At 60.4% G+C, this 24,542-nt stretch carries 25 protein-coding genes; 3 read left to right on the top strand and 22 right to left on the bottom strand.

Annotation, left to right across the window (positions count from 1 at the left end):
* The first annotated feature begins 23 nt into the window (after window positions 1-23).
* Window positions 24-629 carry an Rpn family recombination-promoting nuclease/putative transposase gene (locus QO259_RS00965; RefSeq protein WP_285951452.1) on the top strand — a complete coding sequence of 202 codons (606 nt, stop codon included), beginning with the start codon at window positions 24-26 and terminating at the stop codon, window positions 627-629.
* Window positions 630-668: 39 nt separating this feature from the next.
* The gene (locus QO259_RS00960; RefSeq protein WP_285951451.1) at window positions 669-917 is read left to right on the top strand and encodes a hypothetical protein; all 249 of its coding nucleotides are present in this window, start codon (window positions 669-671) and stop codon (window positions 915-917) included.
* Between the two features lie 496 nt (window positions 918-1,413).
* On the opposite strand, the gene QO259_RS00955 is transcribed toward QO259_RS00960, so the two are convergent.
* The 6 genes from QO259_RS00955 to QO259_RS20230 all read right to left on the bottom strand — a co-directional run bounded on the left by QO259_RS00955 (window position 1,414) and on the right by QO259_RS20230 (window position 7,303).
* Entirely contained in the window at window positions 1,414-2,919 is a 1,506-nt protein-coding gene (locus QO259_RS00955; protein WP_285951450.1) for a conjugal transfer protein TraG N-terminal domain-containing protein, read from the bottom strand.
* Between the two features lies 1 nt (window position 2,920).
* On the bottom strand, window positions 2,921-3,277 hold the full coding sequence (locus QO259_RS00950) for a hypothetical protein (protein WP_285951449.1): 357 nt from the start codon (window positions 3,275-3,277) through the stop codon (window positions 2,921-2,923).
* 14 nt (window positions 3,278-3,291) lie between these two features.
* Window positions 3,292-4,716 (bottom strand): hypothetical protein, encoded by a 1,425-nt coding sequence (locus tag QO259_RS00945; RefSeq protein ID WP_285951448.1) that lies wholly within the window; start codon window positions 4,714-4,716, stop codon window positions 3,292-3,294.
* Between the two features lie 3 nt (window positions 4,717-4,719).
* Window positions 4,720-5,673, bottom strand: a complete 954-nt coding sequence (locus QO259_RS00940) for a TIGR03756 family integrating conjugative element protein (protein WP_285951447.1) — start codon at window positions 5,671-5,673, stop codon at window positions 4,720-4,722.
* Window positions 5,670-6,098 carry a TIGR03757 family integrating conjugative element protein gene (locus tag QO259_RS00935; protein ID WP_285951446.1) on the bottom strand — a complete coding sequence of 143 codons (429 nt, stop codon included), beginning with the start codon at window positions 6,096-6,098 and terminating at the stop codon, window positions 5,670-5,672. Before QO259_RS00935 ends, QO259_RS00940 begins: the two co-directional genes overlap by 4 nt.
* Window positions 6,099-7,138: 1,040 nt before the next feature.
* Entirely contained in the window at window positions 7,139-7,303 is a 165-nt protein-coding gene (locus tag QO259_RS20230) for a DUF1525 domain-containing protein (protein WP_353057311.1), read from the bottom strand.
* Window positions 7,304-7,867: 564 nt separating this feature from the next.
* On the opposite strand from QO259_RS20230, the gene QO259_RS00930 reads away from it, so the two are divergent.
* The gene (locus QO259_RS00930; RefSeq protein ID WP_285951445.1) at window positions 7,868-8,977 is read left to right on the top strand and encodes a hypothetical protein; all 1,110 of its coding nucleotides are present in this window, start codon (window positions 7,868-7,870) and stop codon (window positions 8,975-8,977) included.
* Between the two features lie 2 nt (window positions 8,978-8,979).
* Here QO259_RS00930 and QO259_RS00925 read toward each other — a convergent pair whose 3' ends face one another.
* The 16 genes from QO259_RS00925 to QO259_RS00850 form a co-directional block, all read right to left on the bottom strand.
* Window positions 8,980-9,348 (bottom strand): DUF2845 domain-containing protein, encoded by a 369-nt coding sequence (locus QO259_RS00925; RefSeq protein WP_285951444.1) that lies wholly within the window; start codon window positions 9,346-9,348, stop codon window positions 8,980-8,982.
* Window positions 9,349-9,511: 163 nt separating this feature from the next.
* Window positions 9,512-10,285, bottom strand: coding sequence for a DsbC family protein (locus QO259_RS00920; protein ID WP_285951443.1), 774 nt, complete (start codon window positions 10,283-10,285; stop codon window positions 9,512-9,514).
* Window positions 10,282-10,935 (bottom strand): hypothetical protein, encoded by a 654-nt coding sequence (locus QO259_RS00915; RefSeq protein ID WP_285951442.1) that lies wholly within the window; start codon window positions 10,933-10,935, stop codon window positions 10,282-10,284. The genes QO259_RS00920 and QO259_RS00915 overlap by 4 nt, the downstream gene beginning before the upstream one ends.
* On the bottom strand, window positions 10,905-11,486 hold the full coding sequence (locus QO259_RS00910) for a DUF2726 domain-containing protein (RefSeq protein ID WP_285951441.1): 582 nt from the start codon (window positions 11,484-11,486) through the stop codon (window positions 10,905-10,907). The genes QO259_RS00915 and QO259_RS00910 overlap by 31 nt, the downstream gene beginning before the upstream one ends.
* Entirely contained in the window at window positions 11,483-14,437 is a 2,955-nt protein-coding gene (locus QO259_RS00905) for a conjugative transfer ATPase (RefSeq protein ID WP_285951440.1), read from the bottom strand. Before QO259_RS00905 ends, QO259_RS00910 begins: the two co-directional genes overlap by 4 nt.
* Window positions 14,437-14,883 (bottom strand): TIGR03751 family conjugal transfer lipoprotein, encoded by a 447-nt coding sequence (locus QO259_RS00900; RefSeq protein WP_285951439.1) that lies wholly within the window; start codon window positions 14,881-14,883, stop codon window positions 14,437-14,439. The genes QO259_RS00905 and QO259_RS00900 overlap by 1 nt, the downstream gene beginning before the upstream one ends.
* A gap of 10 nt (window positions 14,884-14,893) precedes the next feature.
* Window positions 14,894-16,402 carry a TIGR03752 family integrating conjugative element protein gene (locus QO259_RS00895; protein ID WP_502949126.1) on the bottom strand — a complete coding sequence of 503 codons (1,509 nt, stop codon included), beginning with the start codon at window positions 16,400-16,402 and terminating at the stop codon, window positions 14,894-14,896.
* Window positions 16,399-17,301 (bottom strand): TIGR03749 family integrating conjugative element protein, encoded by a 903-nt coding sequence (locus QO259_RS00890; RefSeq protein ID WP_285951438.1) that lies wholly within the window; start codon window positions 17,299-17,301, stop codon window positions 16,399-16,401. The genes QO259_RS00895 and QO259_RS00890 overlap by 4 nt, the downstream gene beginning before the upstream one ends.
* The gene (locus QO259_RS00885) at window positions 17,298-17,993 is read right to left on the bottom strand and encodes a PFL_4703 family integrating conjugative element protein (protein ID WP_285951437.1); all 696 of its coding nucleotides are present in this window, start codon (window positions 17,991-17,993) and stop codon (window positions 17,298-17,300) included. Before QO259_RS00885 ends, QO259_RS00890 begins: the two co-directional genes overlap by 4 nt.
* Window positions 17,983-18,405, bottom strand: coding sequence for a TIGR03750 family conjugal transfer protein (locus QO259_RS00880; RefSeq protein ID WP_285951436.1), 423 nt, complete (start codon window positions 18,403-18,405; stop codon window positions 17,983-17,985). Before QO259_RS00880 ends, QO259_RS00885 begins: the two co-directional genes overlap by 11 nt.
* Window positions 18,406-18,420: 15 nt before the next feature.
* Entirely contained in the window at window positions 18,421-18,786 is a 366-nt protein-coding gene (locus QO259_RS00875; protein ID WP_285951435.1) for a DUF2976 domain-containing protein, read from the bottom strand.
* Window positions 18,787-18,887: 101 nt separating this feature from the next.
* Window positions 18,888-19,121 carry a TIGR03758 family integrating conjugative element protein gene (locus tag QO259_RS00870; RefSeq protein ID WP_285951434.1) on the bottom strand — a complete coding sequence of 78 codons (234 nt, stop codon included), beginning with the start codon at window positions 19,119-19,121 and terminating at the stop codon, window positions 18,888-18,890.
* Window positions 19,121-19,468: an integrative conjugative element protein, RAQPRD family gene (locus QO259_RS00865; protein ID WP_285951433.1), complete on the bottom strand. Its 348-nt coding sequence runs from the start codon at window positions 19,466-19,468 to the stop codon at window positions 19,121-19,123. Before QO259_RS00865 ends, QO259_RS00870 begins: the two co-directional genes overlap by 1 nt.
* A gap of 165 nt (window positions 19,469-19,633) precedes the next feature.
* Window positions 19,634-20,338 carry a TIGR03747 family integrating conjugative element membrane protein gene (locus QO259_RS00860; protein WP_285951432.1) on the bottom strand — a complete coding sequence of 235 codons (705 nt, stop codon included), beginning with the start codon at window positions 20,336-20,338 and terminating at the stop codon, window positions 19,634-19,636.
* Window positions 20,325-22,508: a type IV conjugative transfer system coupling protein TraD gene (gene traD, locus QO259_RS00855; protein WP_285951431.1), complete on the bottom strand. Its 2,184-nt coding sequence runs from the start codon at window positions 22,506-22,508 to the stop codon at window positions 20,325-20,327. The genes QO259_RS00860 and traD overlap by 14 nt, the downstream gene beginning before the upstream one ends.
* Window positions 22,505-24,535: a PcfJ domain-containing protein gene (locus QO259_RS00850; RefSeq protein ID WP_285951430.1), complete on the bottom strand. Its 2,031-nt coding sequence runs from the start codon at window positions 24,533-24,535 to the stop codon at window positions 22,505-22,507. The genes traD and QO259_RS00850 overlap by 4 nt, the downstream gene beginning before the upstream one ends.
* Window positions 24,536-24,542: the final 7 nt, after the last annotated feature.

Genomic DNA, 24,542 nt, shown 5'->3' with positions numbered 1-24,542 from the left:
CCTCCAGCCACATTGGAGGTGTCATGAATAACCAGCATGACCTCAGCTATAAGCTGCTGTTCAGCGAGCCAAGGGTCGTCCGTGATCTGCTGACAGGCTTCGTGAAGGAAGAATGGATTGATCGTCTGGACCTCGATTCGCTGGAGAAGGTCAGCAGCACCTTCGTCACCGATGACCTACGCGATCGCGAAGGCGATGTGATCTGGCGAGTGCGCTTTGGCGACGAGTGGGTATACGTCTACCTGCTGATCGAGTTCCAGAGTACTGTCGACCCGTTCATGGCGCTGCGCATCATGACCTACGTGGGGTTGCTGTATCAGGAACTGGTCAAACAGAAGAAGCTGACCCAGGACGGCAAACTGCCTCCCGTGCTACCTATCGTGCTGTACAACGGCGAAAAACGTTGGAGTGCGGCACTCAACGTGGCTGATCTTGTCCAACCTGAGCACTACCGGCCTGACCTCCCATATCTGCTGCTGGACGAAGGCGCTATCGTGACCAGCGAGCAGTGGTCGGAAGAGACCCGAAACGTGGTGTCGGCCATCTTCCGTCTGGAGAATCACCGGAATCCGCAGGACGCCATTGATCTGATCGGATTACTGGTACAATGGTTACAAGCGCCGGAGTAGACCCAGCTACGCCGGCACTTCGCCCTCTGGATCCGACGCGTGCTGCTGCCTAGCTGGGTACCCGAGAACGAAGGGGCTGATTGGCAGTCGCTCAACGACTTGAATGAGGTGCACAATATGCTGGCTGAACGTGCAAAACAGTGGCCCGAGCAGTGGAAACAGGAAGGTCGACTGGAGACGGCTCGCAATATGCTCGTGCGGACATCCATGGATGACCAAATGATCTCTGAGCTGACCGGGGTAGACGTCGAGCGCGTCCGTAAGCTGAGAGAAGAGCTGAAGCACTGAACCAGCTCGAATTGCACTGGTCTGGCTTGCGAGCTACTCTTGATCTATGTGTATCCCATTTCTGGGGGTGTCCCATGGGCCTCAAAAAGCTCCTGTGGAACGACAACGCAACAGAGCTGTTCAGTCATCGCCGTGACCAGGACGAGCACGTTGCGTCCGCTCGTCCTGAAGAGGGTACCGCCTCCCATCGTAGCCACACCGCCCGCAAGGTTCTCAAAGGCTCTGCAGCATTCACCTCCGCCCTACTGTTTGGTACCAACGAGTCTCAGGGGCTGGTTCGAACCCTGAGTGAAGCGTCGGCTGAGGCTGGGAAGAGCGTCCTCGATGCTATGGCACAAGACAACGAAGAATCGTCTTGCCCGATAACACGGGGAGGATACCGTGAAGGCCCTGAAGGCTATGGGTACTACAGCCCCGGGAGTACTACTAAGCTCCACGACTAAAGCTGGAGAAGAAGCAGAGGAGTCGGCTAAACCGGCTCCTCTTCTCGTAATGTCTACTTGGTTGCAGCATTTTGAGCCTTCTCAGCTGCTTGGCCACCTGCAGACTTTGGCTGTTCTCCAGCTTTTGCAATACCAGAGGAAATAGCATTCCCTGCACCAGCTCCAGCCCATCCCATAACGCCGATCCAAACGCTGGGCAGAACGATGAACATCATCCCATTGACGAGTCCCATCACCAATTTGTCGTTGGTATTCTCAACGCCGGCCAGCCAGCTCATTTTGGCGGCATCACTGTCGTACAACAGGTCGACCAGGTGCGAGTCCAACCATCGGGCCAGTTCCCACCAGAACGTCAGAAAGAACAACCCAAACAGTCCGAACATCGCAAGTCCCGCGACTTTCACCGAGTAGCCCGAGGCCACCGAGACGAACGGCAGGCAGATGATGATCGCCATCAGCATGATCCCTTGAATCATCGGCAGGGACTGCTTGAGGCTGTCCATGCCTGCCCGGAATGGCACCGTGGCCAAGGCGTTGCCTGCCATGCCTGCAACGGCAACGACTGCATCATCGACTCCACCATCCAGATCGCGATAGCCGATCGACGCCTGGTCGGTGTTGCCATTGGCCGCGCCCGAGCGAGGGCTCACCATACGACGGATCATGTATTCCTCTGCAGACGATCCCGTCGGGAAGAAACTCTGCATGCGCGACCAGAGCGTGGTGTCAACCTGGTCGGCAAGCCGTGCGGCAATCCCCTCAGAGTTATCGCTCCACCATTCCCGGCAACTAGGATAGCCAGACTGCCCAGGGCCGGTGCTCGGTCGCGCTTCGTCCCGACTCGCCTGGTAGGGAAAGCCTGGCATCGGTCGGGGTGCGTAGAAGCTGTCGTAATATCCGGCGGTGTCGAGGAAATAGTCCGAGCCGATCCAGTCGACGTCCTCGCTTGCAGCTTGATCCAGGCTCGTCCCGCTCTGGAACAGCTTGTTGCGTGCCGGGCCGAAGCACGCCAGTTGGAATTCGCCTACTTCACGCTTTAGCCCGGGGTCGGAGATCGAGGTCAGATCGAGGGCCGTGCGCACGGACTGGTAATCCGTCGAGCAGGGGATCTTCGAGACCGCGACATTGGTAATCCCCTTGGAGATCGAGTGCGTCAGCGCCCACCACATGGGCACCCTCGCCTGCTGGCCGTCGATCGACGTCATGGTTGACTCGCCCCATTGCCCGGACGACATCATGACCGTGCCGCACTGATCGGCATGCTCCTGGTTCACGTTCACCGGATCCACGTTGAGCGTGAACACGGGCACGCAGGTGAAAGCCAGCACCAGTAGCATGACGTAGAGGCGAGACTCGATCCGGTTGAGCGAGAGCACGCCCTTGTTTCCCTCGTCGTCACCCTCCTGGCGTGCCCGGAACCATTCGCCGGCGACGAGCGCGATGAACGGCACCACCGCGATGCCGGTTGAGGTCAGGGCATCCCAAATGCCGTTGTTCACCACCCACCCCAGGGTGAGCATGGTGCCTTCCATGTAGTCATTGATCGCAAACGTCGCCATGTCAGGCTTCCCACCAGGTGAACAGGTTGTATCCCTCGATTAGCACGACGACGATCAGGATCATGCGCTCGAGCTTGCGTAGGAGCAGCCTGGCTTGCTCACCGCCGTCACGGTTTTCAGCCACGCGCTCGAGCAGACGCCGGCGTCCAAAGCGGATCCAGAGAAATACGAGCGAGCCATAGAAGCCCAGGCGCCAGACCAGCAGCCAGTAGCGATACTCGCCCAGCGCTATCTGGAACTCCTGAATGCCGCCGTAGAGCCGCATGCCCACGGAAACGACGACACCACCGGCGATAAAGGCAGCCGCCAATCCGATCAGGCCCAGCAGGAGCGGATGGCGTTTGAGCATCGACATCATCAGGTCAGACTCCGTTACTCGATGTCGACGGGCGCGCCGCGACCGTCCAGCTGGCTACGTGGCGCGCTGTACTCGTCCTGCACCGAGCCGCTTGCCCGATTGGAGGCTCGGCGGAGTGCCGACATCGCGGCGCTGCTGGCCAGCGATTTGCGGATCTCCATCTCGCTCTGCAGCAGTTCGATGTCGCGGTTGAAGGCGTCAACCTTACGATCGAGCGCGGTCATGCCTTCGGGATTGTTTTCGATGCCAGGATCGCTGGACCCGGCGATCAGCGCGCGCCGCGCCCACATCGCCTTGGTCAGAGTCCGGGCCAGCGCCATCTCGCTGGACAAACGCTGAGCCAGCAGCGGTCCCTGCGGGTCGGTACGCAGGGACTCGATCACGCCACGCGACACGGCCAGGCCGTTGCCAGCAGAGACATCGTTGAGCTTCGACTGGGTGATCTCACCACCATTGATCATCCCGACCAGGGTCTCGTGGATGTCGCTCTGCTCCTCCTCGAGTTCACGGATCAACCCGGTGCCCGCGATGGTCTCCGATTTCTCGCAGCCATCACAGGAACGCAGCTCGGTGTCGCCGACGATCTTCTTGGTCCACTCGGCGGCATCACTCGGTGAACCCCAAACGGTACACATGCCGCCCTGACAGTCGTTGCCGCTGCTGCTTGAACCGCCGTTGCCGCCGGCGATACCGCCGCCGCCGACCCAATCCCCGCTCGAGGTCGCGACTGATCCCCAACCATCGCCACCACCGGATACCGACTCGTCGCTCGTGGGGTCGGTGCGGCCGTAAAGCAGGTTGTACCCCGCCTTGGCCGTGTCCTCGACCACGCGCATCGGCTGCTGGCCACTGCCGCCGCGTTTCTGTCCCCCCACCCAGGTCCGGCCAGCGTTGCCGGCCTGCGCCTCGGCTTCCTCCTGGGCTGCGACGGCATCGGTGTTCCCGGCCGCGATATCCTGCCAGTTCTCGGCCATCGCGCCCTGCTGCATCTGGCCGCCGACCGTGGCATCGGCCAGTTGCTCTGACATGCGCTGGCAGGAGAGCTTCGACTTGTCGAAATCGAGCCGTCCCTGCATGACACCATTGGTCAACAGATCGTAGAGCGCGGGGTTGGAGCGCTGGATGATCATCGCCGGCAGGCTGGCCACCGCGCCGGTGGCGTTGGAGACCACGCTGCCCATCATGTTCTGGAATCCGTTGGTGACACCGTTGAGCTGGTTGCTCACCGTCGACCCCACGTCGAAGTTGCCGCAGGTCGCGTTGACATCCCAGCTGACGCCCATGCCGGTCATGCGCGGACTGTGGCTGAGCCCCGCCGAGGCGCCAAAGGGGGCAGCACCACCAATGTCGTAGTAGAGGCTGTCCGCCGATTGCGCCTGAGCCAGCATCGGTGTCGCCAGGGCCACCGAGAGGGTCAGCGGAAGTAGGGTTCGTTTCATGGCTTACTCTCCGGTGAAGTACAGCAGTTCCTGGCCCCGTTTCTTACAACAGCGATAGGGTCGCCACAGTGCCCAGGCATAGTCGCCCGGATCCTGCAACTGATCGTTCTCACCACCATCGGGGAAGGTCGAGCAGGACATGCGCATGTTGGGAGCCAATTCCTGCCATTCGTGGGTCTCGGGATCGCCTTCCTTGACGGGATCCGGCCCCCAGATGCCGCTGCTGGGAGAATTGCGTGCGACGAGTGGCTGGTAGACGTGGGGCTGACCGCTGCGCGTCACAACATCGGCGGCACGCTGCGCCGCCGATGCCGCGACCTTGTAATCGTGGGTCTGGGAGACGAAGCCGCTACGGGGGTAGATCGGGCTCCACAGATCGCCGACGTCACCCATCTCGCGCATGCCTGGGGTCAGCGCCTCGGGGTAGGCCATCTCCGGCACGCCAGAACGCCAGGCCAGCGCATCGAGCGTGGAGATGAAGTACGGCATGAGCGGCTGCGAGTCGCTTTCACAGAACCAGCCAAAGCCGCTGGCGAACTGATAAAAAAGCTCCGAAGGGTGCCCGATCGCATCCACGTTCTTGAAATGCGTATTCGAGTGCTGCTGCGCGACGGACTCGCGCGCGGATCCACCGCCCAGGGCATCGCCCGTGGGTGGTGAGAGCATCGCGACCTCGGTCCAAGGGTTATCGCCGGTGTTTTCGTAGGCGCTCACGACCAGCTCAGGAATGTAGTGCTTCACGCGAACCGAGGTTCGTACCGTGCAACCCCAAGCCGAGCAGTAGAGCCAGGCACACATACCGATGACCTGGTAGTCGAGGCACTGGGTGCTCATCGATGACTGGAGGATCTCGGGCGTCGTGATCGCCTGCGCTCGGGGGGCATTCGTCATGCTGGCCAGCCCGACTAGCAGCGCGAAGGCAACCGTCACCGGAAGCGTGGTGAGGAAACGCATCATCGTTGATCCCCCCTCGCCTGCTCGATCTCCTCGAGCGCGCGTCCGACGTCCGGCTCGCCGTAAACCACGTACTGGCTGTCGACGACAACCGCCGGCACTTTCTCGATGCCTAGCATCCAGGCGCGGGCCACGCCCTGATAGAGCCGTCCATAGTCCTGAATCGTCCGCTGCCACTCGGGGTCGCTCATGCGCGATTGCAGTGCCTGCTTCGCGCGGGACGGATCAGCGGGAAGATCCTGCGAGATCCGGGCATCGAGTCGGGCCGGTGCATCCAGCTCGACCACAGCGGCGGATGTCGGGACGTTCTGGACCGGCTCGCCGGCGGTGGTGAACACCTCGACGCTGGCGAAGGCAGCATGGTTCCAGGCCAGAAGGAAGAGTGGTAACAGCACGGCACCTGGCCGAAGCTGACGAGGGATGGACATGGATTGGCTCCCACGGCGGTATCAGCGGATAGGTGTACCGGGTGGGAGTCTGGGAAGCAGTAGAGAATGTTAAGCCGATCGGATAGGGTTTCAGCGGAAACTCGTCTTCCCAATACAATTCAGTCTTAAATACGAGGAAATATCAATGACAAAAAAATCTACTTGACCACTTTGATCGCGAAGGACTTACCCGCTCCTTGCTCCCTTTCTTGAACAACTTTCTCACAACCTCAGTCATGCTGGCGTTATCTCTAATCGCAGTCACGAGGCCCTTTCATTTCATAGTGACCACCCCCGCTGCAATTTTTCTATTTGTGGTTTTTTTCGCGATGATGCTGAATCATTGGCAATTTCTCAACAGCGTCATCCGGAACCCTGTGCCAGACTCCATTACACCCTTTCATAACGCGAGAGGGCCAAGATCTTTAACGTGGCTCGGTGACTTCTTTAAGGCTCTTTCAAAAGAAAGACGCTATATACTGCTAGGTACTTTGGTCTTTTTCTTATCTCAAACAGCGATGCTTGTAAACCTCGTAATGACAGTCACAAATCTAAAAACACTATTATGATTTCTATTATTCCCATGAATCAGTGAACTAAATTGCAGCTTTGACCGGGAGGGGGCTCGAGTGGCTCGCCATAAAACGCACGCGTCACGAAATTAATAGGCGGTTGGAAACAGAGCACTTGGGCCAGCTGAGTAGCTGATGCAGAGCGGGTGAAAACCGATCATTCAAGCTATAAAATAGTACGCCAATCACCCGCTTTCAAGAACTTTAACTTACAAAAAACATCCCAAAGCTGCGTTGAACTTAGCTAGATGTTTATATCCAAACGTCAACCGAACTCATTATAAGATTTACCTATGAAAGACAAAATGGTTTTAATTGTTCTCGCTTTAATTCTTGGAGGGTGTGCATCTTCTTGGGAAAAGCCGGGAGCTACTACAGAGCAACTAGATAGGGATTACAACGCCTGCACAGATACTCATGGCATTGCCCAAATTACGAGCCCAACCTCTTTTAACGCTTGCATGAAAGTCAGGGGCTGGAGAAAAGGGTAAGAAAACGGCGACCTACGAGTCGCCCAGTTGTGCTGAGGCCACTCATGCGCGATTGCAGTACCCGCTTGGCCTGGGCAGGATCGGCGGGCAGATCCTGCGAGATTAGGGCGTCCAGCCGCGCCGACGCATCAAGCTCGACCATGGCAGCGGGACGTTGATGACCGCCTCCCTAGCGACGGGGAATACTTCCATGCTAGCAACGGCGTAACTGCTCCAGCTCCAGGCCGCAAGCAAAGGGGAAACAGCGGGGCTCGTAGCCACAGCGAATGGAAAACGTGGCTTGGCTCCTACCGCGATGACAGTTGACAGATATACCGGAAAGTTGTCTTGGAGCAGCAGAGAATGTTAAGTGGATCGAATAGGGATTGCAGACGAGGATTTCGCTAGACACCACTATCTTCTAGAAGGGGGCTTTCAATCAGACCAGTCATGTGGCAACTGATACAAGAATGAGTATCGACTGGTAGTTTCGCCAGACGTTCATATCCTGGGGGCACAGGCGCGGCGTTGCCGCCCATCGAAGGCATAGGACGCATGTTCGGGTTTTATACCACCGAATCGACCAAAGTCGTGCTTGCCAATTTTACGGTCTCTCGGATACTGTATAAATGCACAGCATCAATGATACTGGTATTCCAATTCTCATTTCTCAACCATGCACAAAGAAATTGTTGTCAGAAATCTCATCCAGAGAGGAAATTAGTCCATGAAACTTGTTCTAAGCTACGACGCGTCTCACCTTACCAGCGACTATCTGGAGCAAGCGCTCAATAAATCCGCAGTTAACACATCCTTTAACATTTCCACTACACAATATTTTAGTCAAGATCGAGTAAAAAAAGTTTTCAACGCGGCTCAAAAATCGGGTTCCCTATCAGCAGATTTTAACGGGGCTCAACTCGATTCTAGTGAACTGGGAAATGCGGTAAAGTCAGCCGGAACTAAAGTCAGCATTAGTGTAAATACTGCTCAAAGCACCCCTATCAGCACGCTGCTGAATGCGTTAGAACTCGCGGGAGACACCAAAACCTTCAGCGCCGAATTCAATGGTGCACAGCTTACTGGAGACAATCTAGAAAAGGCTATTTCGGCTGCCGGAAACAAGTCATCAATCAGTCTTAATACGGCGCAAAACTTAAGCTCGAGCCACTTGGAAAAAGTGCTATCTGTTGCTGGATCATCTAAAAATATCTCTTTAGATTTTAACGGAGCCCAACTTGACCCACAAGAGACAATAGAGGCTGTCAAAAAAGCAGGGGAGAAGACGAGCATCAGTGTTAATACAGCGCAAAGCCTGAGCAAGCAAACGCTGCTTGACCTTTTGAAGGCGGCAGCCAATAGCAAAATATTGAGTGCTGATTTCAATGGTGCCCAGTTAACGATCAGCACTTTCACAGAGGCTTTGAAAGCCGCTGGTTCAAAAACAGCCTTGAGTATTAATACCGCTCAAAGCATTTCGAAAAGCAACCTTCTTAATTTGGCGTCTCTGGCGGGCACGACAAAAACACTTGCTATGGAGTTCAACGGTAGTCAGACCAATGTAGCCGACTTGATTGATGTGATCAAAAAGTCTGGCACGAAAACATCCATCAGAGTTAATACGGCACAAAACTTAAACTCTGATGATCTTGTTGACGTCATCAATGCAGCAGGATCAAGTAAAAACCTATCGCTAACATTTGATGGATCAAGACTTACAGGAAATAACTTGCAACGCGCAGTGAGCGCAGCAGGATCTAAAACCACTGTCATCGTTACTAACGCCTATAGAACACCAATAAATGTCATTCTCAATATTGTGGATACGGCCGGTTGAGTTCATAGGCCAATTTTGATGTCTTCATCAACGAGCTTGCCGTCGATGAAGCGCAAATAATAATAGGCACCGTTCATCGGTCCATAGATCCAACGCTCTATGGTAACGGCGCCTTTAATAATTTGGTCTCCTCTCGTTTGTGGGAGTTCTAATTCTCTCGAAGCCGGAGGACCACATTTCGCAATCACCTCTGACTTAAGTTCGCCGTTTTGCACTAAGCCGTTTTGACATCTCAATGCATAAGACGGGGTGCTTGCTCCTATAACCAACAGACAGGTCCAAATCAACAAATAACGCTTTAGTCGCACTTTGATTGCCTCGTTTGTAAATAGATAACATTCCAGACTATCATCGTAGCTGATCAGAGACACTTCAACGCTTGGTAATACCTGCGCTGGAACCGCGTGGTCCGGCCACTCTTTCTCCAGGCCCTCCAGCCACCCTCATGCTACGCTCTCAAAAAGATGGCCGGACCGTCATCCTAGATCGCAAACTGCTTGGCCCCAACGAAAATTTCCTGCTATCGCAGTTTGTTCATAAATTGGCCCTCTTGATCGCCTGAATCAACTGCTGCGCGGGCACGTATCCCTCACCCATCTCGCCATCGGGCAGCACGATGGAGGGTGTGCCCTGCACCCCAAACCGCTGTCCCAGCGCAAATCCATCGTCGACGACTTTCTGGCAGCTCTGTGATGGGTTTGATATAGGCGCCTGTCCATGGAACGCCCGTGTCATGGCATCGGTAGATGATTCTGAACAAAGCACCTGAGCCAGCTGATTAGCCGCTGGAGAGTGGCTGCCGGCGCGTGGGTATGGCACATAGCGCACGGCGACACCGGCCTGTGTCAGCTGATCGATGTCCTGATGCAGCCTCTGGCAATAGGGACAGGTCGTATCGGTGAAGACGGTGATGCGCCCGATCTCTTCACCCTGGGCGGGATAGTCCACGGTACTGCCTTCCGGAATGGCATCCAGTTGGTCCAGCCGATCCTGACGGTCATGCTGTTCGGTGACATTGACGAGCCCGTCGGGAGCGTTGTCGTAAAGGCTACCCACGACCATGTGACGCCCCTGGGCATCACTGTAGAAGGTGTCGCCGTTGCGCAGTCGCACCTCGTAGATTGGCCCCTCGAGGTCGACCCGACGGATCGACTCCGGGCTAACGGCCTGACCGTTGATCGCCAATTCCTGCAGCGCCGCCGGAGGAGCCGTATCCGATACGTCAGGGGCCGGGATGTCGGTGGCCAGTGCCGGTACCGCCGACACCAGGTTCAGCCCAACGGCACATGCCAGGGTGATAGGTTTCATCGCAGCGCCTCCAGGCAGTCGGATACGGCGTCTCCGCCATAGGTGTCGATGGTCCAGCAGTCATTCAGGGTGATCGCCGGTAGTGAGAGCGATTCTTGGATGTCGAGGTAACGACACCCGTCCCGCAGCGCCTCGCTGACATGCGCACGCCGGGTCGGCGAAATCCCCTGCCGCTTGAGTCGCGAGAACCGATTGCGCCCGATCTCTGGCGTGGTATGTCCCTCGGTGGCGAACTCGCTGTGACACCACCAGTTGGCGACATCCATCGACCAGGTGCGGCCCTCCCCTTCGTCGAACGCCAGGTCGAGTCGATGCGTGATCTGAAAATGTCCGGGGGGCAACGCCGATACATCCACCGTCCAGTGGAAGGTGACTTCACCAGCCTGCTGCCCGTCCGGCAGCGTGATGAAGTGACCCAAATGACAGTCATCGGATCCTCCAACGAAGTAGAGCCGGTTGGGGTAAGGCTGACGGAGGGTCCAGCCTGTCTGGGGGACAATGGGCTCCTCGAGCCAGCTCACCGATACCGATAGCGCAATGTCCTCGAGCGCGACGCCATCAAAAGGGTCGATCTGCAGGACCGGGAGCAGGTGCAGTGTTCGCTCTCGCGCGTCAAGGCTCATCGCGTTGTCGATCTGGAGTTGGGGCATATAACCGATCCTTCTTCCGAGGTCGTGAGGTAAGGCGCCAGGCGTTCATGAATCTCGCGAGCATCGTAGCGGCCGCTGGCCGCGAAACGCAGAAGCGGCACCCCCGCCGAGGCAAAGGCCCGGTCCACGAAACGGTCGCGACGCTTGCGATCGCCACGGCGATGACTGCGATCGTCGAGTTCGATCGCGACGAGGATGCGTCCGCCGCGTGGCGCGCATAGCACGAGATCGACGTGCTTGGCGCTGATCAGACGGAAGTAACGCCACCATCGCTGATCGTGACCGTGACGCTTGCGAAAGCGCACCTGGAGTACGTCGGCAATGCGGACCTTGCAGGCGATCAGCGACGTCGAACCCACGGCGCGCTGAACGGCACCCAGGAATGCCTGCTCGGCGGGTGTGTTGAGGGAGGTTTGCACTACATAGGGGAGCGAGCGACCACGCCGGCCGGACAGTACCGTGAGAACCGCGCCGATGACCCCGAGTGCCAGTAGCCCCACCACGACCACGCCGACCAGGCTCATCACTTCGTTGATGCCGCTATGGCTCATACCGCGACGCCCTCGTCCCGCTGAGGCAGGCCACCGGACTCGAACGCGGCTTCGTCGATGAAGCCGCGTTTGGCATCCATCTCCTTGGCGATATGAATCGCCGCATCCAGCTCGGAGCAACGCTTCTCGATCATGATGCTGCGCCGCGCCTTCTTCTCGTCGCCTTCTGTCCCGGACAACGCGAGATACAAGCTCGGCTGCACGACCCGGAACAACGACTCCACCGCCGAGGCGAGCACCACGCCCTCGGTGTACTTCTTGGAGATCTTCGAGGCCGACAGCAGCAGTTCCTCCTGCGCCGGCGACAGCGACTTGAAGCGCTTGATCTTCTGAACCTCGTCGGGCGGCATCACCAGACAGATCCAGAACTCGATCATGTTGAGCAGCTTCTCGGCGGCGTCCGGGAAATCCTCCACGTTCTGAGTGGCGAACCACAGCCAGTACATGAGTTTGCGCCCCATCTTGCCGACCTTGACGAAGAACGGGCTCAGCAGGGGATTGACCGTCACGACGTGGCTCTCGTCGATGATCTGGACGATGTGGCGGCCGTCGTACTGGGTTCGCTCGGCCAGGTTGGTGATCATGTTGGTGATCGAGATCACCGACAGCGCCAACTGGGCGCCATAGCCTTCCCGGGCGTAGGTCGCCAGGTCGACCAGCGTCACGTCGCACTCCGGCCAGGGATCGCCCGAGGAATTGAACACCTCGCCATCGAAGCCATCGCAGAACAGCCCAATGTTCATGCCCATCTCGTTGGCGCGACGACGAGTTTCCTCATGGACGTCGGGATCGCGGGAGATCGCGAAGAACGCTTCTCGCACGTCTTCGGTCTTGCAGGGCCGCCCCTCCTCGAAGGTCAGGCGCGCAGCGCGCATGATGGCATCGCGCACCATGCGGCGATCCGCTCGCCGAAAGCGGCGCTCCTCCTCTTCCTCGCCGCCGGTGATCATCAGCCGCGCAGTGATCTCCATCTCGCCAAGCAGGTCGCGCTTGTCCTCGTCGAGGCTCTCCTCCTCGTCGTCGTCCTCGATCGGTGCTGGCAACGCGTCGTCGACGCTTTCTCCTCGAGCGCGCGCCTCGGCATCCTCGGCAGCGCGACGCCGGGCGTGTTCGTCCTCGAGCAGTCGATGGGCTTCCAGGAACGGCGCCAGTGACACCCCGGATCCGGGCGACAGCTTGACCTTGTTGACGCTCAGTCCATTGCGCTCGAAGTAGTCGGCAAGCAGCCCGAAGCTGTTGCCGACCTCAAGAATGAACAGGCGCGGCCGGCGTACCGCCATGAGCTGGGCGCACATGGCGGTAAGTGACGCCGACTTGCCCGCTCCGGTCGGCCCGCTAATGAACGCGTGGGCGTTCTTCTCGCGATCGGCCAGATGGAAGGGATCGAAGGAAAGGGTTTCCCCGCCCCGGTTGAACATCGTCAGCCCCGGCCGGCCGGTACCCCGGGCACGCCCGAAGAACGGGCTCAGGTTGGCCAGGTGCTGGACGTAGTTGTAGGCCGTATACCAGCGGTTGCGGGCGTCCTTGTCGGGATCGAACGCCATCGGCATCCAGCGCAGATAGGTGTTGAGCGAAGCGATCTCGTCTTCCGGCTCCACCGGTTTCAGGCTCGACTGATACAGTTTGGTGTTCAGCGCCTGGCACTTCTGTCGCAGATCCGTCTCGTCGTCGCCACGCACGTAAAACACCAGCGACGATTGATACAGGTAATGGCGCTCGGCCATGAACTCCTTGGCCTTCTCACAATCGCGACGCACGCTGACGGCGAGCACGCTATCGCCGTGCGCCTTATCCTTGAGCCGGTTGATGTGATCCTCGAGCGGCTCCTGCGGTGACGCGACGATGGTCAACACCATCACCGTTCCCTCGGGAAGCACGTCCATCAACGCGTTCGAGACCTTGGATTTGCTCCCCTGGCGCTTGACCTCACCGGTGATATGCCCGATGTCGGGACGCCGGCGCAGCTCGTCGACCACCAGGCAGCGATGCGGCAGGCCGTCGAAGTACCAGAGGCCCTTGTCCGCGTCGGACTCGGGGGCGTTGAACAGCACGTCACCGCCCAGGTCGTAGTCATACGGCAGGTTATCGTCGCCGGGATACTCCACCAGGTCGTAGAACGCCTGCGGATCCTCGGGCGACATTGCCGGTCGGGGATTGAGCCACACGACCATCCAACGATGGAAATCGCGTCCGTCGTAGCGGCGCAACGTGAGGCCCACACCTTCCAGCGCCGAGGCCAGCCGGTCGTAGACCATGTTGGCCTCCTCCTCCGGCGTCAGCGGTTGCCCGCGCCCGGACTGGGCCTGCTTGTTGAGACGACGATAGAGCACCAGCCGCGTGCGACGTGTCTGGCCCTTCCAATGGGTCTGTGTCACGACGTCGTCGTGGAAGACGCCGCCCTCCTGGGAGATCGACTTTAGATGGCGCTCGAACTGTCCCAGCCACTCCTGGGTGTACGCCGTCTCCAACAGGCCGCTGGATGTCCGGGTCGACTCCGGGTCCGGGCAGTCGATATAGGCTTTCAGGCGCTCCATGATGTCGCGGTAGTCGACCTCATCCTGGGCATAGATCTGCGCCACCCAGGGCGAGTTGTCGTGCTGAGGAAGCGCGTCCTGGAACGCCCCCTCGATCAGGTCGCGCTTGGCGGTTAACCACTCCTCGGAGCGCCCTTCCGTCGCCAGCGGCACGATCTCTGCCACGATCCCCACCGAGCGGCAGTCATCCATCAGAAAGCTCTGCGACGACGGCAGGTATTCGATGAATGGCAAATAGTTGGCGAACGACGGTGCGCGCTCGTAGAGCTTGTCGACGTCACGTTCGGTGATCGGCTTGCCGCGCGGCACCGATGTCGGTCGCCCGCTGCGTGGAGCGTCTGAATCATCCCCTACCGCCTCGGAGTCGGACTGGCCGACATTGCCGAACCAGCGGTTCATGAGCGCATTGAACGACATCAGCGCGTCCTCCCTGCCGGTCGCGCGCCCTCGCCGGGCATGGCGTACTGCGGCTTGTTGTAGAGGGGGAACACCGTCGAGTAACCCGGGACCGGCACCGACTCGCCGCCGGCGAGATGGGGATAGACGAACATCACCAGGTCGGGATTGGGCAGGCGCGAGAACTGGTTGTAGATCTCGTTGGCCGCGTCCCGCGTGTAACGCGTCTGCTCGGCTCGCATCTCGCCGTCCCCGATCGGGCGTCGAAGCACGCCACGTGCGTCATCCACCGCACGCTGCCCCGGGCTACCGGTGCGGTGGCTATAACCACCGGTCGTGGAACCCTGCTCCCAGAGTTCCTCCATAGTCATGCCGTTGGTCGGCATCAGCTCGTCCTTGGAGGTCGCGCAGCCCGACAGCAGCGCGAGGCTGATCAATCCCAGCATGGCGATTGCGACTCGTGGCATCGTGCGTCGCTCAGTCGAGCCCGACTGTGGTTGCAGTTGACGTGTCATAGCGCACCTTCCTCCCTTCGGTCTCGTAATCGATCGGCAGCTGCTTATTGATGTGGATGGCCACGTTCTGGCCCGGAGGGACATAGACCGCTGCGAACGCTTCGCCGTAGAGCTTGTTGACCCACTCGCTCATGTCGTTGACGCCCTGGCTCAGGATCTGGCCCACGGCCTGGTTGCCGCTCATGGCCTGGGAGATCGAGCCGTCGCTGCCGAACGAAGTGATCGAGGTCGAGTCGTCGTCGGAGAGCATCGTTGCCGCGCCAGCGCCGGCGGCCGTCAGCAGCCCCTGAGTGCCGAGATACTGCTGGGCGTTGCTGCGGCGCATGCCGCTGATGCAGGGAAGACCCGCCTGGTCGCTGATCCAGCCGATGGAGTCCCCGCCACCGATGGTCTGGTTCTGGTTGCTGCGGTTGTCGTTGCCGCCACCGCCCTGGTTGACGTCTACTGGCGACGGCACGGTACGGATCGTGCCGTCCTCGAACACGAAGGTGAGACTGGTGATGTTTCCGCGCACGCAGGAGAGCGTCCAGTCGCCCGTTGCCGTGCCACTGGCGACGGCGGCCCGCACTTCGGGCAGCTCGATGCCGTTGGCCGTCAGGTTGTCCTTGCCGATCATCACCTTGAACGGATAGGGATCGTTGACCGTGCCATCGACCGGGACACGGCCCAATAGCGCCGTCATCGCCAGCGACCCCATCAGGGTCGAGTTCTCGGGGATGGTGTAGACCGGCTCGACTGTGGCCTCGTCCGGCTGGCCGGTAGCGCTCGCCTTGATCGCGCTATTGGCACGGGAGGCCGCGTCACCGACATCGCTCGCCGCCGCCTTGAAAGAGGTCGGGAATGCCGGTCCCTCGTCGCGGCGCGAGCCGCCACGCCCGGACTCCTGACGCTGATCCATCGGCTCGACCCACGCCAGATTGCCGCCCCCGCCATAGCTGCCGGTAGGGCCACCGCCGCCCTCGAGACCGAGCCCGATCGGCATGTCGTCGTCACCGCTATCCCCACCGTCGCCGGTAAATCCCTCCTTGAGATTACGGATCTGGCCCTGGAGGTTGTTGAGCAGGCTCTGATTCTCACGCTGGTTCTGTCGACGCTCCCGCGTGAAGTCCTGCTGCTGGTCGCGCAGGGCACTGCGGATGCGCCCATCCACGTTATCGTTACGCTCGGCCAGTTCCTGATTCTGTTCGCGCAGCTTGTCGTTGGCATCGAGAATCCGGTTCATGTCCTCGCGCATCGCCCGCGTCTGGCCCACCAGGGTGGCCACGGTGTCCTCCGGCGTGTCCCCCTCGATGCCCAGCGCTTTGAGTTCGTCCTGACTGAGCGTCAGCGAAGGATCCTTCTTGTCGAGCGAGCCCTGTTGTGTCTGCTGATGATCCGAATCCGAACTCGGCCACATCACGACGATGGCCAACGCCAGCGCCAGAAACAGCGGCACGAGCACCTTCAACAGGCCGTTGCCTTGCAGCTTCATGAGTCACCTCCTACCCGGATGCCGTCCTCGAAGGACGCGGACACGCCGCCGTCTGCCGAATCGGAGAGCGGCAGGGCCTGCGCCAAAGGCTGCCCACGCGTCACGATGAACGCGGTCGTGGTATCCCTGACGCTGCCACGCTGTCCTAGCGTCGGGTGCATGAAGGTGGCGCTATAGAGATCGCCCTGCAGCCAGCGGGGATCGAGTTCGAAGGCACGCGAGGGGTCGCGATTCGAGAGCCGCACTGCCGTCACCACCCAGCCGTTGAGCTTCCACGCGGCAATGGGCGTGGCCGTGACCGGCAGCGACGGCAGCAGCGACGGCATACTTTCGGGCAAGCGCATTGCCACGCGATTGATGCCCTGGACGGGCTCGAGGGTTCGGGTCGGGGCGTAAAGCGACTGTGCCGCGTAGCGGGTCAGCACGACCGGCACCGGCGTGTGAGCCTGCGCCGCCTCGCCGGCCTGCCGATCGGCCTTGCCGGACGACGAGGAGGCGGCAGAGGCCCTATCGCTGGCGTCGGCGGATTCGCCATCCGGGAAGACCACCTGGATCTCCTCGTCGCTGGCTCCGCTCTCCTTGGCGGTCAGATCGAACAGGACCACCTCATTGGTTTCGACGTCCTGAATGCGCACTCGCTGCGTATCGAACGGCTTGTTGGCCTTGAGATAGATCGCGCCGCCGGCACTCTGCACGCGCAGCGTATCGGCACTGGCGATCTCAGGCGGCAGCCCGACGCGGACATTGCGATCGAGCACGATGACGCGCTCGTTGCCCACGGGCAGGTCGACGGGAAGTGGCTTGCGATCCCAGTGCAGGATCTCGACAGCCTGCGCCTGGCTCGCCACGAGAAGCGCCAACAGGACGATGCCGTGGCGAATGATCGACAGTGGGTTCATGGCTGGGCTACCTCGCTGGTTGAATCGGCGTCGCTATCGTCGTCGGCATATCCCAGTCGCTGAGGCACGCCGGCGAAACAGCCTTCACTGGAACCAATCTGCAGCCCCCACGGATTGCTGTCGGGATCGTTGTCCAAACGACTCACGTAGACGGGATAGCGGACGTAGGCGTCCCTGACGGACGTGCCGGCATAGGACTCGCTGACGCCCATATCGAGGGTGGCGATCCAGTGATCGCGATCAATCACCCGCACACCGCCGGGTCCGTTGGGCGATGCGTTCTGGAAACCGCGACCGGGGATCTCGTAGATGCCCCTGACGCGCCCCTTGAGTTCGCCACGGGAACGGCGCTGCTCGTACTCGTTTTGGAGATAGTTCTTGCAGGCCGGTGTCAGGAAGGTGCTGTAGGCGTTGATGTTGCGCTTGTAGTCGGCCTCGCCGTTTGCCGGCCAGCGGTTGAGGGTCTGCCAAACGTAGACGGCGAAGGTGTAAATGTTGGGCTCGGGGACTTTCCACCACTCGCGCGTGCTGCCCGTGCGCAGATCGGGGGGCGTGTAGACCGTCAGCCGGTCCGGCGCGGTCTTCCAGCCCCAAAAAAGCCCGGCGCAGATCAAAACGAGAATGCCGATCGCGACGCGCAGCGACGTAATGTGCGCATCGCGCGCCGACAAGGCATGGCGCTTACGACTCATGATGGCTCCCCTGATGACGCTGGCGACGACGGGGCTTCTTCACCACCGGGCGTCGCACCGGATCGCGGCGAATTCGCCAGCGAATCGATTTCTGGATCAACTCACTGCCCCCGGGTACCGGAATCCCGAATGCCTCGAGCTGCCACTGGATGCGGCGGTAGACCCAGGAGGTGGGACGGCCCCGTCGCAGGCGGCGCATGAAAGTGCCGCCGAACCACAGGAACAGGGCCGCGCCCAGGAACATGCAGGTCGGAACCATGGCCCCCATGCCCACGATCGCCCAGCCGACGATCCCGACGGGGATGAAGAACACCAACCCCGACGCGGCACAGATCACCAGTTCCTTGCCAGTCATGCCGCGAAAGACCACGGGCGTGGCGTTCAGACGAGAGGGAATGAACTCGATGGTCATGGTCCGACGTCTCCCTCAGCCGCCCATGATCGGGTCGCCGTAGTTCGCCAGCCAGATGACGACCACGATCATGAGGACGCCGAAGCCGAGCACGGCCCCGAGCACACTCCACTCGCCGCGTTTCTTGGACTCGTTGAAGGCCCAGATGAGGCCCACGATGTAGACGAGGATGGCGAACGCCGCCAGGGCAATGAAGCCCAGACTGAAGCCTTCCCGCCCCACCCCCTGGATGGTGCCGAAGAGATCGCCGTCCGCTCCCTCGGTAATGCTCTCCTGCTGCGGTAGCGCAGCCATGGCCACCGAGGGCAGCGCCATGAGGGCAGCAGAGGATGTCGCTAACGCGCCTCGGGCGCGGCGGAAGAGGTTCATGATGGATGTCATCGCTCGATTCTCCTTGGGTCACTTGCTGGGGTTGCTTGCCAACCGGCCTCCAAGGCGTGGGTGGCCGGCGTTGCCCCGGGTGGGGCGTTCTGCTGCGTCCGCTACCGCAGAAGCAGCCAGAAAAGGATCACCACGACCATCACGCCCCGGATGAAGCTCCAGGTCATGATCCACTCGCCGAAGCGGCCGCCCGTCCAGCCGCGCCAGGCGCTGATAGTCAGCCAGGTGAGCCATAGAATGGCGAGCGCGCAGCCGACGCTGGCGATCAGTAGGTAGACGGTATCGGGGCTTGCCCCCGCGCCGGCTTCGAAGGCGGAACTGGTCGAAACGGCCATTACTGCCCCCGGTCCTCGAGGTAGTCACCATCGAGCGCTTGGGGCTGGCGTGGCAGCAGACGGTCGGGGGCGAGATAGGAATCGATGCCGCTGCTGATGGACTGAAGGTCATCGCGCAAACGGGGGATATCGAAGTAGACCCGCGTGGTCTCGGGGTCCGCGTTCTGCTGCCTGGCATCGATGCGGTCGACCACGACCTTGATCTGCTCGATCTGGGTCTGGATGAGCGCCAGGTCGCGGCGCTGAATCTCGTCGATGTCATCGGCCTGGACAGGGGCCGACAGGCCGCTGGATAGCACGAGGCTCGTGAACAGAGAGAAGAGGGAAAAGCGTTGGCGCACCGTCATGGTTGAGTCCCGTCGTGAGTGGTGACGACATGGCCTCATGGTCGAGGCAACTCACCCAGGGATCAGCCGGAAACGTTAAGCGGAACAGCGGGGTATTCTTGGCAGGTTTTGACGAACCCGGCCCCGGCTATACGGGACCGGGAGTCTAGCCACTGGAACGCTGGCTCAGAGGTACTTCTTGAACGACGATGTGGCGATCGCAATCATCAGCCCGAACAGCAGCGCGCACGGCAGCAGAAACAGATTCGGATGGATCGAGAACGGCAATGACAGGTAGATCAGCCAGCCGGTCAAGAAGATCGGTGTCACCATCCGCTTGGCGTGATGGTAGATGAATGCCGACTCACGCCCCGCGCCGAAACGACGCAGATCCCGGCTCACCAGCCCGTCGGTGAAGCCGACCAGGGCGGCCAGTATGAACAGCGGTGAGGTCAGGATCAGGATGACGCAGCGTGTGAGCGTCATCAGGGTGACGTACATGCCCGCCTGCAGATAGGTCTTGATCACGTCGACCCCGCCTTCCGAACCGCTACCCGACTCGGCCCAGCCCGCAATACCCGACTTGACGAACAGCCACTGGTAGCACGTATCCACGATTCGATTAGCAAACTCCATGGGTGCCGAGACCAGCAGCGAGCGGGTGAACTGACTGTCCAGATAGCCCATCTCGGAGACCATGGTCTGATAGGCATGGTCCGATCCCGTCTGACTGAACCAGTCGAAGTAGATTCCCACCCACTCGATCAGGATCGAGCAGAAGATCGAGACCACGACGATGGCCATGAGCGTGAACGGCAACTTCAGCAGCGTGCCGATGAGGCCACTACGTTTTTTCTCGGCGCGCTGCGCCGGCGCGTCATCCCTCGCCATCGTTCACCTCCCCGGCCTCGCCATGAGACGTGCTGCCACCGCCGTGGCGATCGGGTGCCTCCTGACGGCTCGCCGGCACGCTGAAATCCACATGGATCGGCGGCGGCATGACTCCCTCCCACCACTGATCACCGGTGGCGTACTTCGCTCGCATTCGCGCGGCGATGTCCGCCACGTCCTTCGGAACGTCCTCGGTCTTGTCCGGCAACGGCAGCGGCATGCGAATCTTCCACAGCTGCCCGCCTTCGAGCAGCGCGAAGGCTTGGCCCTTGGGCAGGTTGATCACGTCGTTGGGGGTCAGCATTTCCACCGACTCGGTACCGATACGATCGCCGGCTGATGAGCTGAAGTCCTGATCGGAATTGACGTCAGCGTTATCGCTGGCCATCGAGACCATCAGCCGGGTAGCCACGTTGACCTTGGCGAGCTGATCGGTGAGAAGGCGCGCGGTGCGCTCCTCGCGTACGCGCAGCATGATCAGGTTGTTGAAGTTGCCCACCACCTGACCCGCCTTGGCCGTGGAGCCGATACGCGCTTCGATGTCCGAGAGCGTCTGGGTGTAGGCCGTTACCTGGATGCCGGCACCGCCACCCTTGTTGATCAGCGGGATGAACTCGTCGCCCATCAGTTCGTTGAACTCGTCACAATGCAGGTTGATGGGCTGTTTATGGCTCCCGCCCTGCCCCGGCAACCCATCCTCGGAGCCAAACTTGTAGATGTGACCGGCCACCGACACGATGTCGGCGAACATCGAGTTACCCACCGCCTGGGCGACCTCGAAATCGGAGAGCGCGTCGAGACCGATGTAGACCACCCCCTTCTTGCGAATAATCTGCTGCCAGTCGATGATCGGGCGCTCGTCCTCGATATCGTTGTAGTCCGGTGACAGCAGCTCCGCGATCTTGCCGCTGGTTAGCTTCTCGAGCAGCGGCAACAGCGAGGCCACGATCTTGTCAAAGTAGGTCTTGTCGTAACGTACCGCCGACAGCAGACCATCGAGTACAGGATCGGTCAGTGTCTCGATGACTTCGGGCTGTTGCAGGTACTGGACGATCGCCACAACCCGCTTGTGACGCCCCACCATATTGCGCGGCATATTGCGGTCATTGAGCTTGCCCTCGATCTCCGTGATCTGTTGGTTCGAGCCTGGCATCTGCTGTTCCAGCATCTGCTGAACGTACTGCATCAGCAGCGCATCGATGTTCACCACGTCGGCCAGGATCTGGCCGTAGCTGGGCCGCTCGCCCAGGGCGTGGCGCGCGCGAGCGACGATGTTGACGAAGCGCCAGGCGAACTGCCGAAACGCAGCAGAGTTGCCTTCGCCGGAGAGTTGGCCTGTCACGCGTGTCGATACCTCGGAGAGCCGCGAGAAACGCCCCACAGCGTTATAGCGGCACGACACGTCCGGCCAGCCAAGGTGGAAGATGTAGAACTCGTCCCCGCGCCCGGCCTTCTGCGCCTCGGCATACATGCGCATCATCAGATCCGCATCGCCCTTAGGGTCGAAACAGATGGTGATGTCGCCACGTCGAATGTCCTGGGTGATCAGGATCTCGGCCAGCCGCGTCTTGCCCACGCGCGTCGTCCCCTCGACCAGCGTATGGCCCACGCGCTCACCCAGCGGCATCCAGACATCGTGCTCTTTCCACTCGACGGCGTGCAGCGCGGGACGTCCGCCCACCGGCGGCAGCGGCCGCACCGGGTTCAGGAACGAGTCCCACCGCAGCAACGCCGCGATATGCTGACCGATAGCGCCCCCTTCCATCGACTGTTCCAGACGGCGCGCTCGCTGATACCAGGGGCTCGGCATGACGTAGCTCTTGGCCCCGGGCTGCGCCGCTTCATGCAGGCGCTGGGTATGCTGGGCATCCCATTTGAAGCCTTTACCCAACCAAAGGCTGCGTCGACTCAACGGCACCTTGCGTGCCGGCAGCGCGAAGCGCGGCAGACGCCGCATGTTGCGACGATAGCGCAGCACGGTCCATGCCTGGCGAAAGCGCCAGGCACCAAAGGCGGCAAAACCGCCCGCCGTAGTAATGCCCACGCTGGGCGCCAGTGCCAGCGACCAGGGCGCCCAAATACACAAGACCGTGCACCCGGCGCAGATCCAGACGGTGTAAAGCTCGACAGCGGGCCGCAGGAGGGATTCGAGGGGATGGTTGTTGCTCATGCAGCTTTCTCCCTCAGAGACTGATTGAGTGCCACGACGACATGATCGGCGAACGCTCGCACGTCCCTGGAGACAGGTTGATTGCAATAGCTATAGAGCTGGTTGAGCAGGAAACCTCCTGCCCCGAGATAAACCCCCAGCGTGGCGCGGTCCGTCTTTGCGGCGTCGGCGGCAGTGGGGACGATCGAAAAAACGAGATAGCCGCCATAATGGCAATTCTCGTCATAGACGCTGACGCAGTGGTGCATTACCTCCCCCTCGACACGCAGCGCTTCGCTATCGGTTAGCGGCGTCGCAACGAAACGATCCGTCTGAATGGCGTCGATGGGTGACGACCAGGCGAGATCTTTCGGTATCGGTGCATCCCCCAGCCCGTGCCGCTGCTGCTCCTCTCGCCGTCTGCGAGTTTCCGCCTGCACCCGCTCATGCCAGGTATGGGAATGCCGCTCAATGGCGGCCCAGATCATGTTGCGGTCCGGGTAGCGACAGTCCTGGGACAGGCACCAATCGCTGGCCTGCTGAAGTCTGGCCTCGTCCCTCGACTTGGATCGCATCAGCTCGCGATACCCCTGGTCCTGCCAGACAGTCAGTCGCTCGGCGACCCAGGCGCGCCCCAGCCGCATGACGGCGGGTTGTTTCAATTTGTCGATCGCCGCGTCGCACCGGGCAAGGTAGTGCTGCATCAAAATCAACCCGGCCCTGATGGCCAGCATTCGGGCGGCGGGACGACGGTCGGCAGACGGCGCAAGCGCCTGCAGAAAGGTGAGCCATTCGTCGATGTGGCCATGGGCGCTGCCATAACGTTCCGACAGCTTCATCCACCCCAACACGACCATGGCCACACCGGCCTGCGAAGTCTCATTGAGGAACCGGAAACTGCCGGTCCGCTCCAGGCTACAAAGCCTCCGATCGCAACGAAACGATCGCCGATCGACGGGCGCCTCCGATCCGCCCTGACGGACCCAAAGCTTGCGCGAGAACAAGTCGGAGCGATCCCAGTGACGGGGATGAATCCTGGACAGCATGGGCAACCATTGCGGTCTTTCGCTGGCGATACGTTCCACTGCGCCAAGATTGGCCTGAACACGCAGCACCTCCCTCAGGTAAAGACACGCGCGCGTCCCCTCGATTCGTGACGCCAGGGAGACCGCAGGTCGATCCAGCGCGTCGCGCCACAGGCCGGTCATCAAAGCCTTGACGCGATAACCGCCCAGCGTCTTGAGCTGGGCATAGGAGCGCCCTCCGCCCAGGTTCAAGGCCCGAATGTCGCCAAACTGCGCTTTTACAGTGGCCAGCCGTTTCATCACCGTGCGTTCGTAATCTGCCTTGCGACTCTCGTTCTCGGCGCATTCATGGCAGTGCTCGGCCCCTCTCGGCTCAACGTCAAGACCTTCTAATTGGAAAGCGCCCTGCTCATCCCACCACCGATCGCAGCTTTCGCAGTGATCGACTTCCATGGGGTAACGGACATCCGACAGTATTTCCTGCTCCAACGACTGATCGTTGGCGAGTATCAAACACGCCTTCGATAGATCACGGCGATCCCAACGAATCACCAGCTCGCGATTGAGGTGGTTGTACCCGGATGCCGGCAACTTGAGTGCCTTTGACGCTTGATGGAAGACTTCATCGAAAGCGTCTCCCACCAGGCTTTCCCAGGTGAAAGCCAGCACCCCTTCTGCTGTAACAGGCAACAGTTTCAGCTCTGGCCAGCGATCCAGACTTCGGTCCCGTCGCCAGCGGCCACTCGCCAGATCGAGCCGATAGGTGCGCGTCTCTCCCGATGTCGTGTGCCGGATCTTCCATAGCCCCAGGAGAATGTGGTCGACCTCTCCACGGCGTGTAGTTTCCCGCCGGATCAGTCGAGTCACGTTGGCCTCGACCAGCCAGGTCGCCATCAGCTGCGTGACGTGCGACCACATTAGATCAACCGCTTTCTCGCGCCGCGTGGCACTGCGCTTGTAGCGCCGAAAGCACCGATCGACTGATGCCATCATCGAATCCTTGTCGGGCAATGGAGATGTCATCACTCCC

The organism is Salinicola sp. JS01, from assembly GCF_030284585.1.
Classification (GTDB): Bacteria; Pseudomonadota; Gammaproteobacteria; order Pseudomonadales; family Halomonadaceae; genus Salinicola.
Note: the sequence above shows the minus strand (reverse complement) of the source record. Positions and strands in the feature narration are given on the sequence as shown.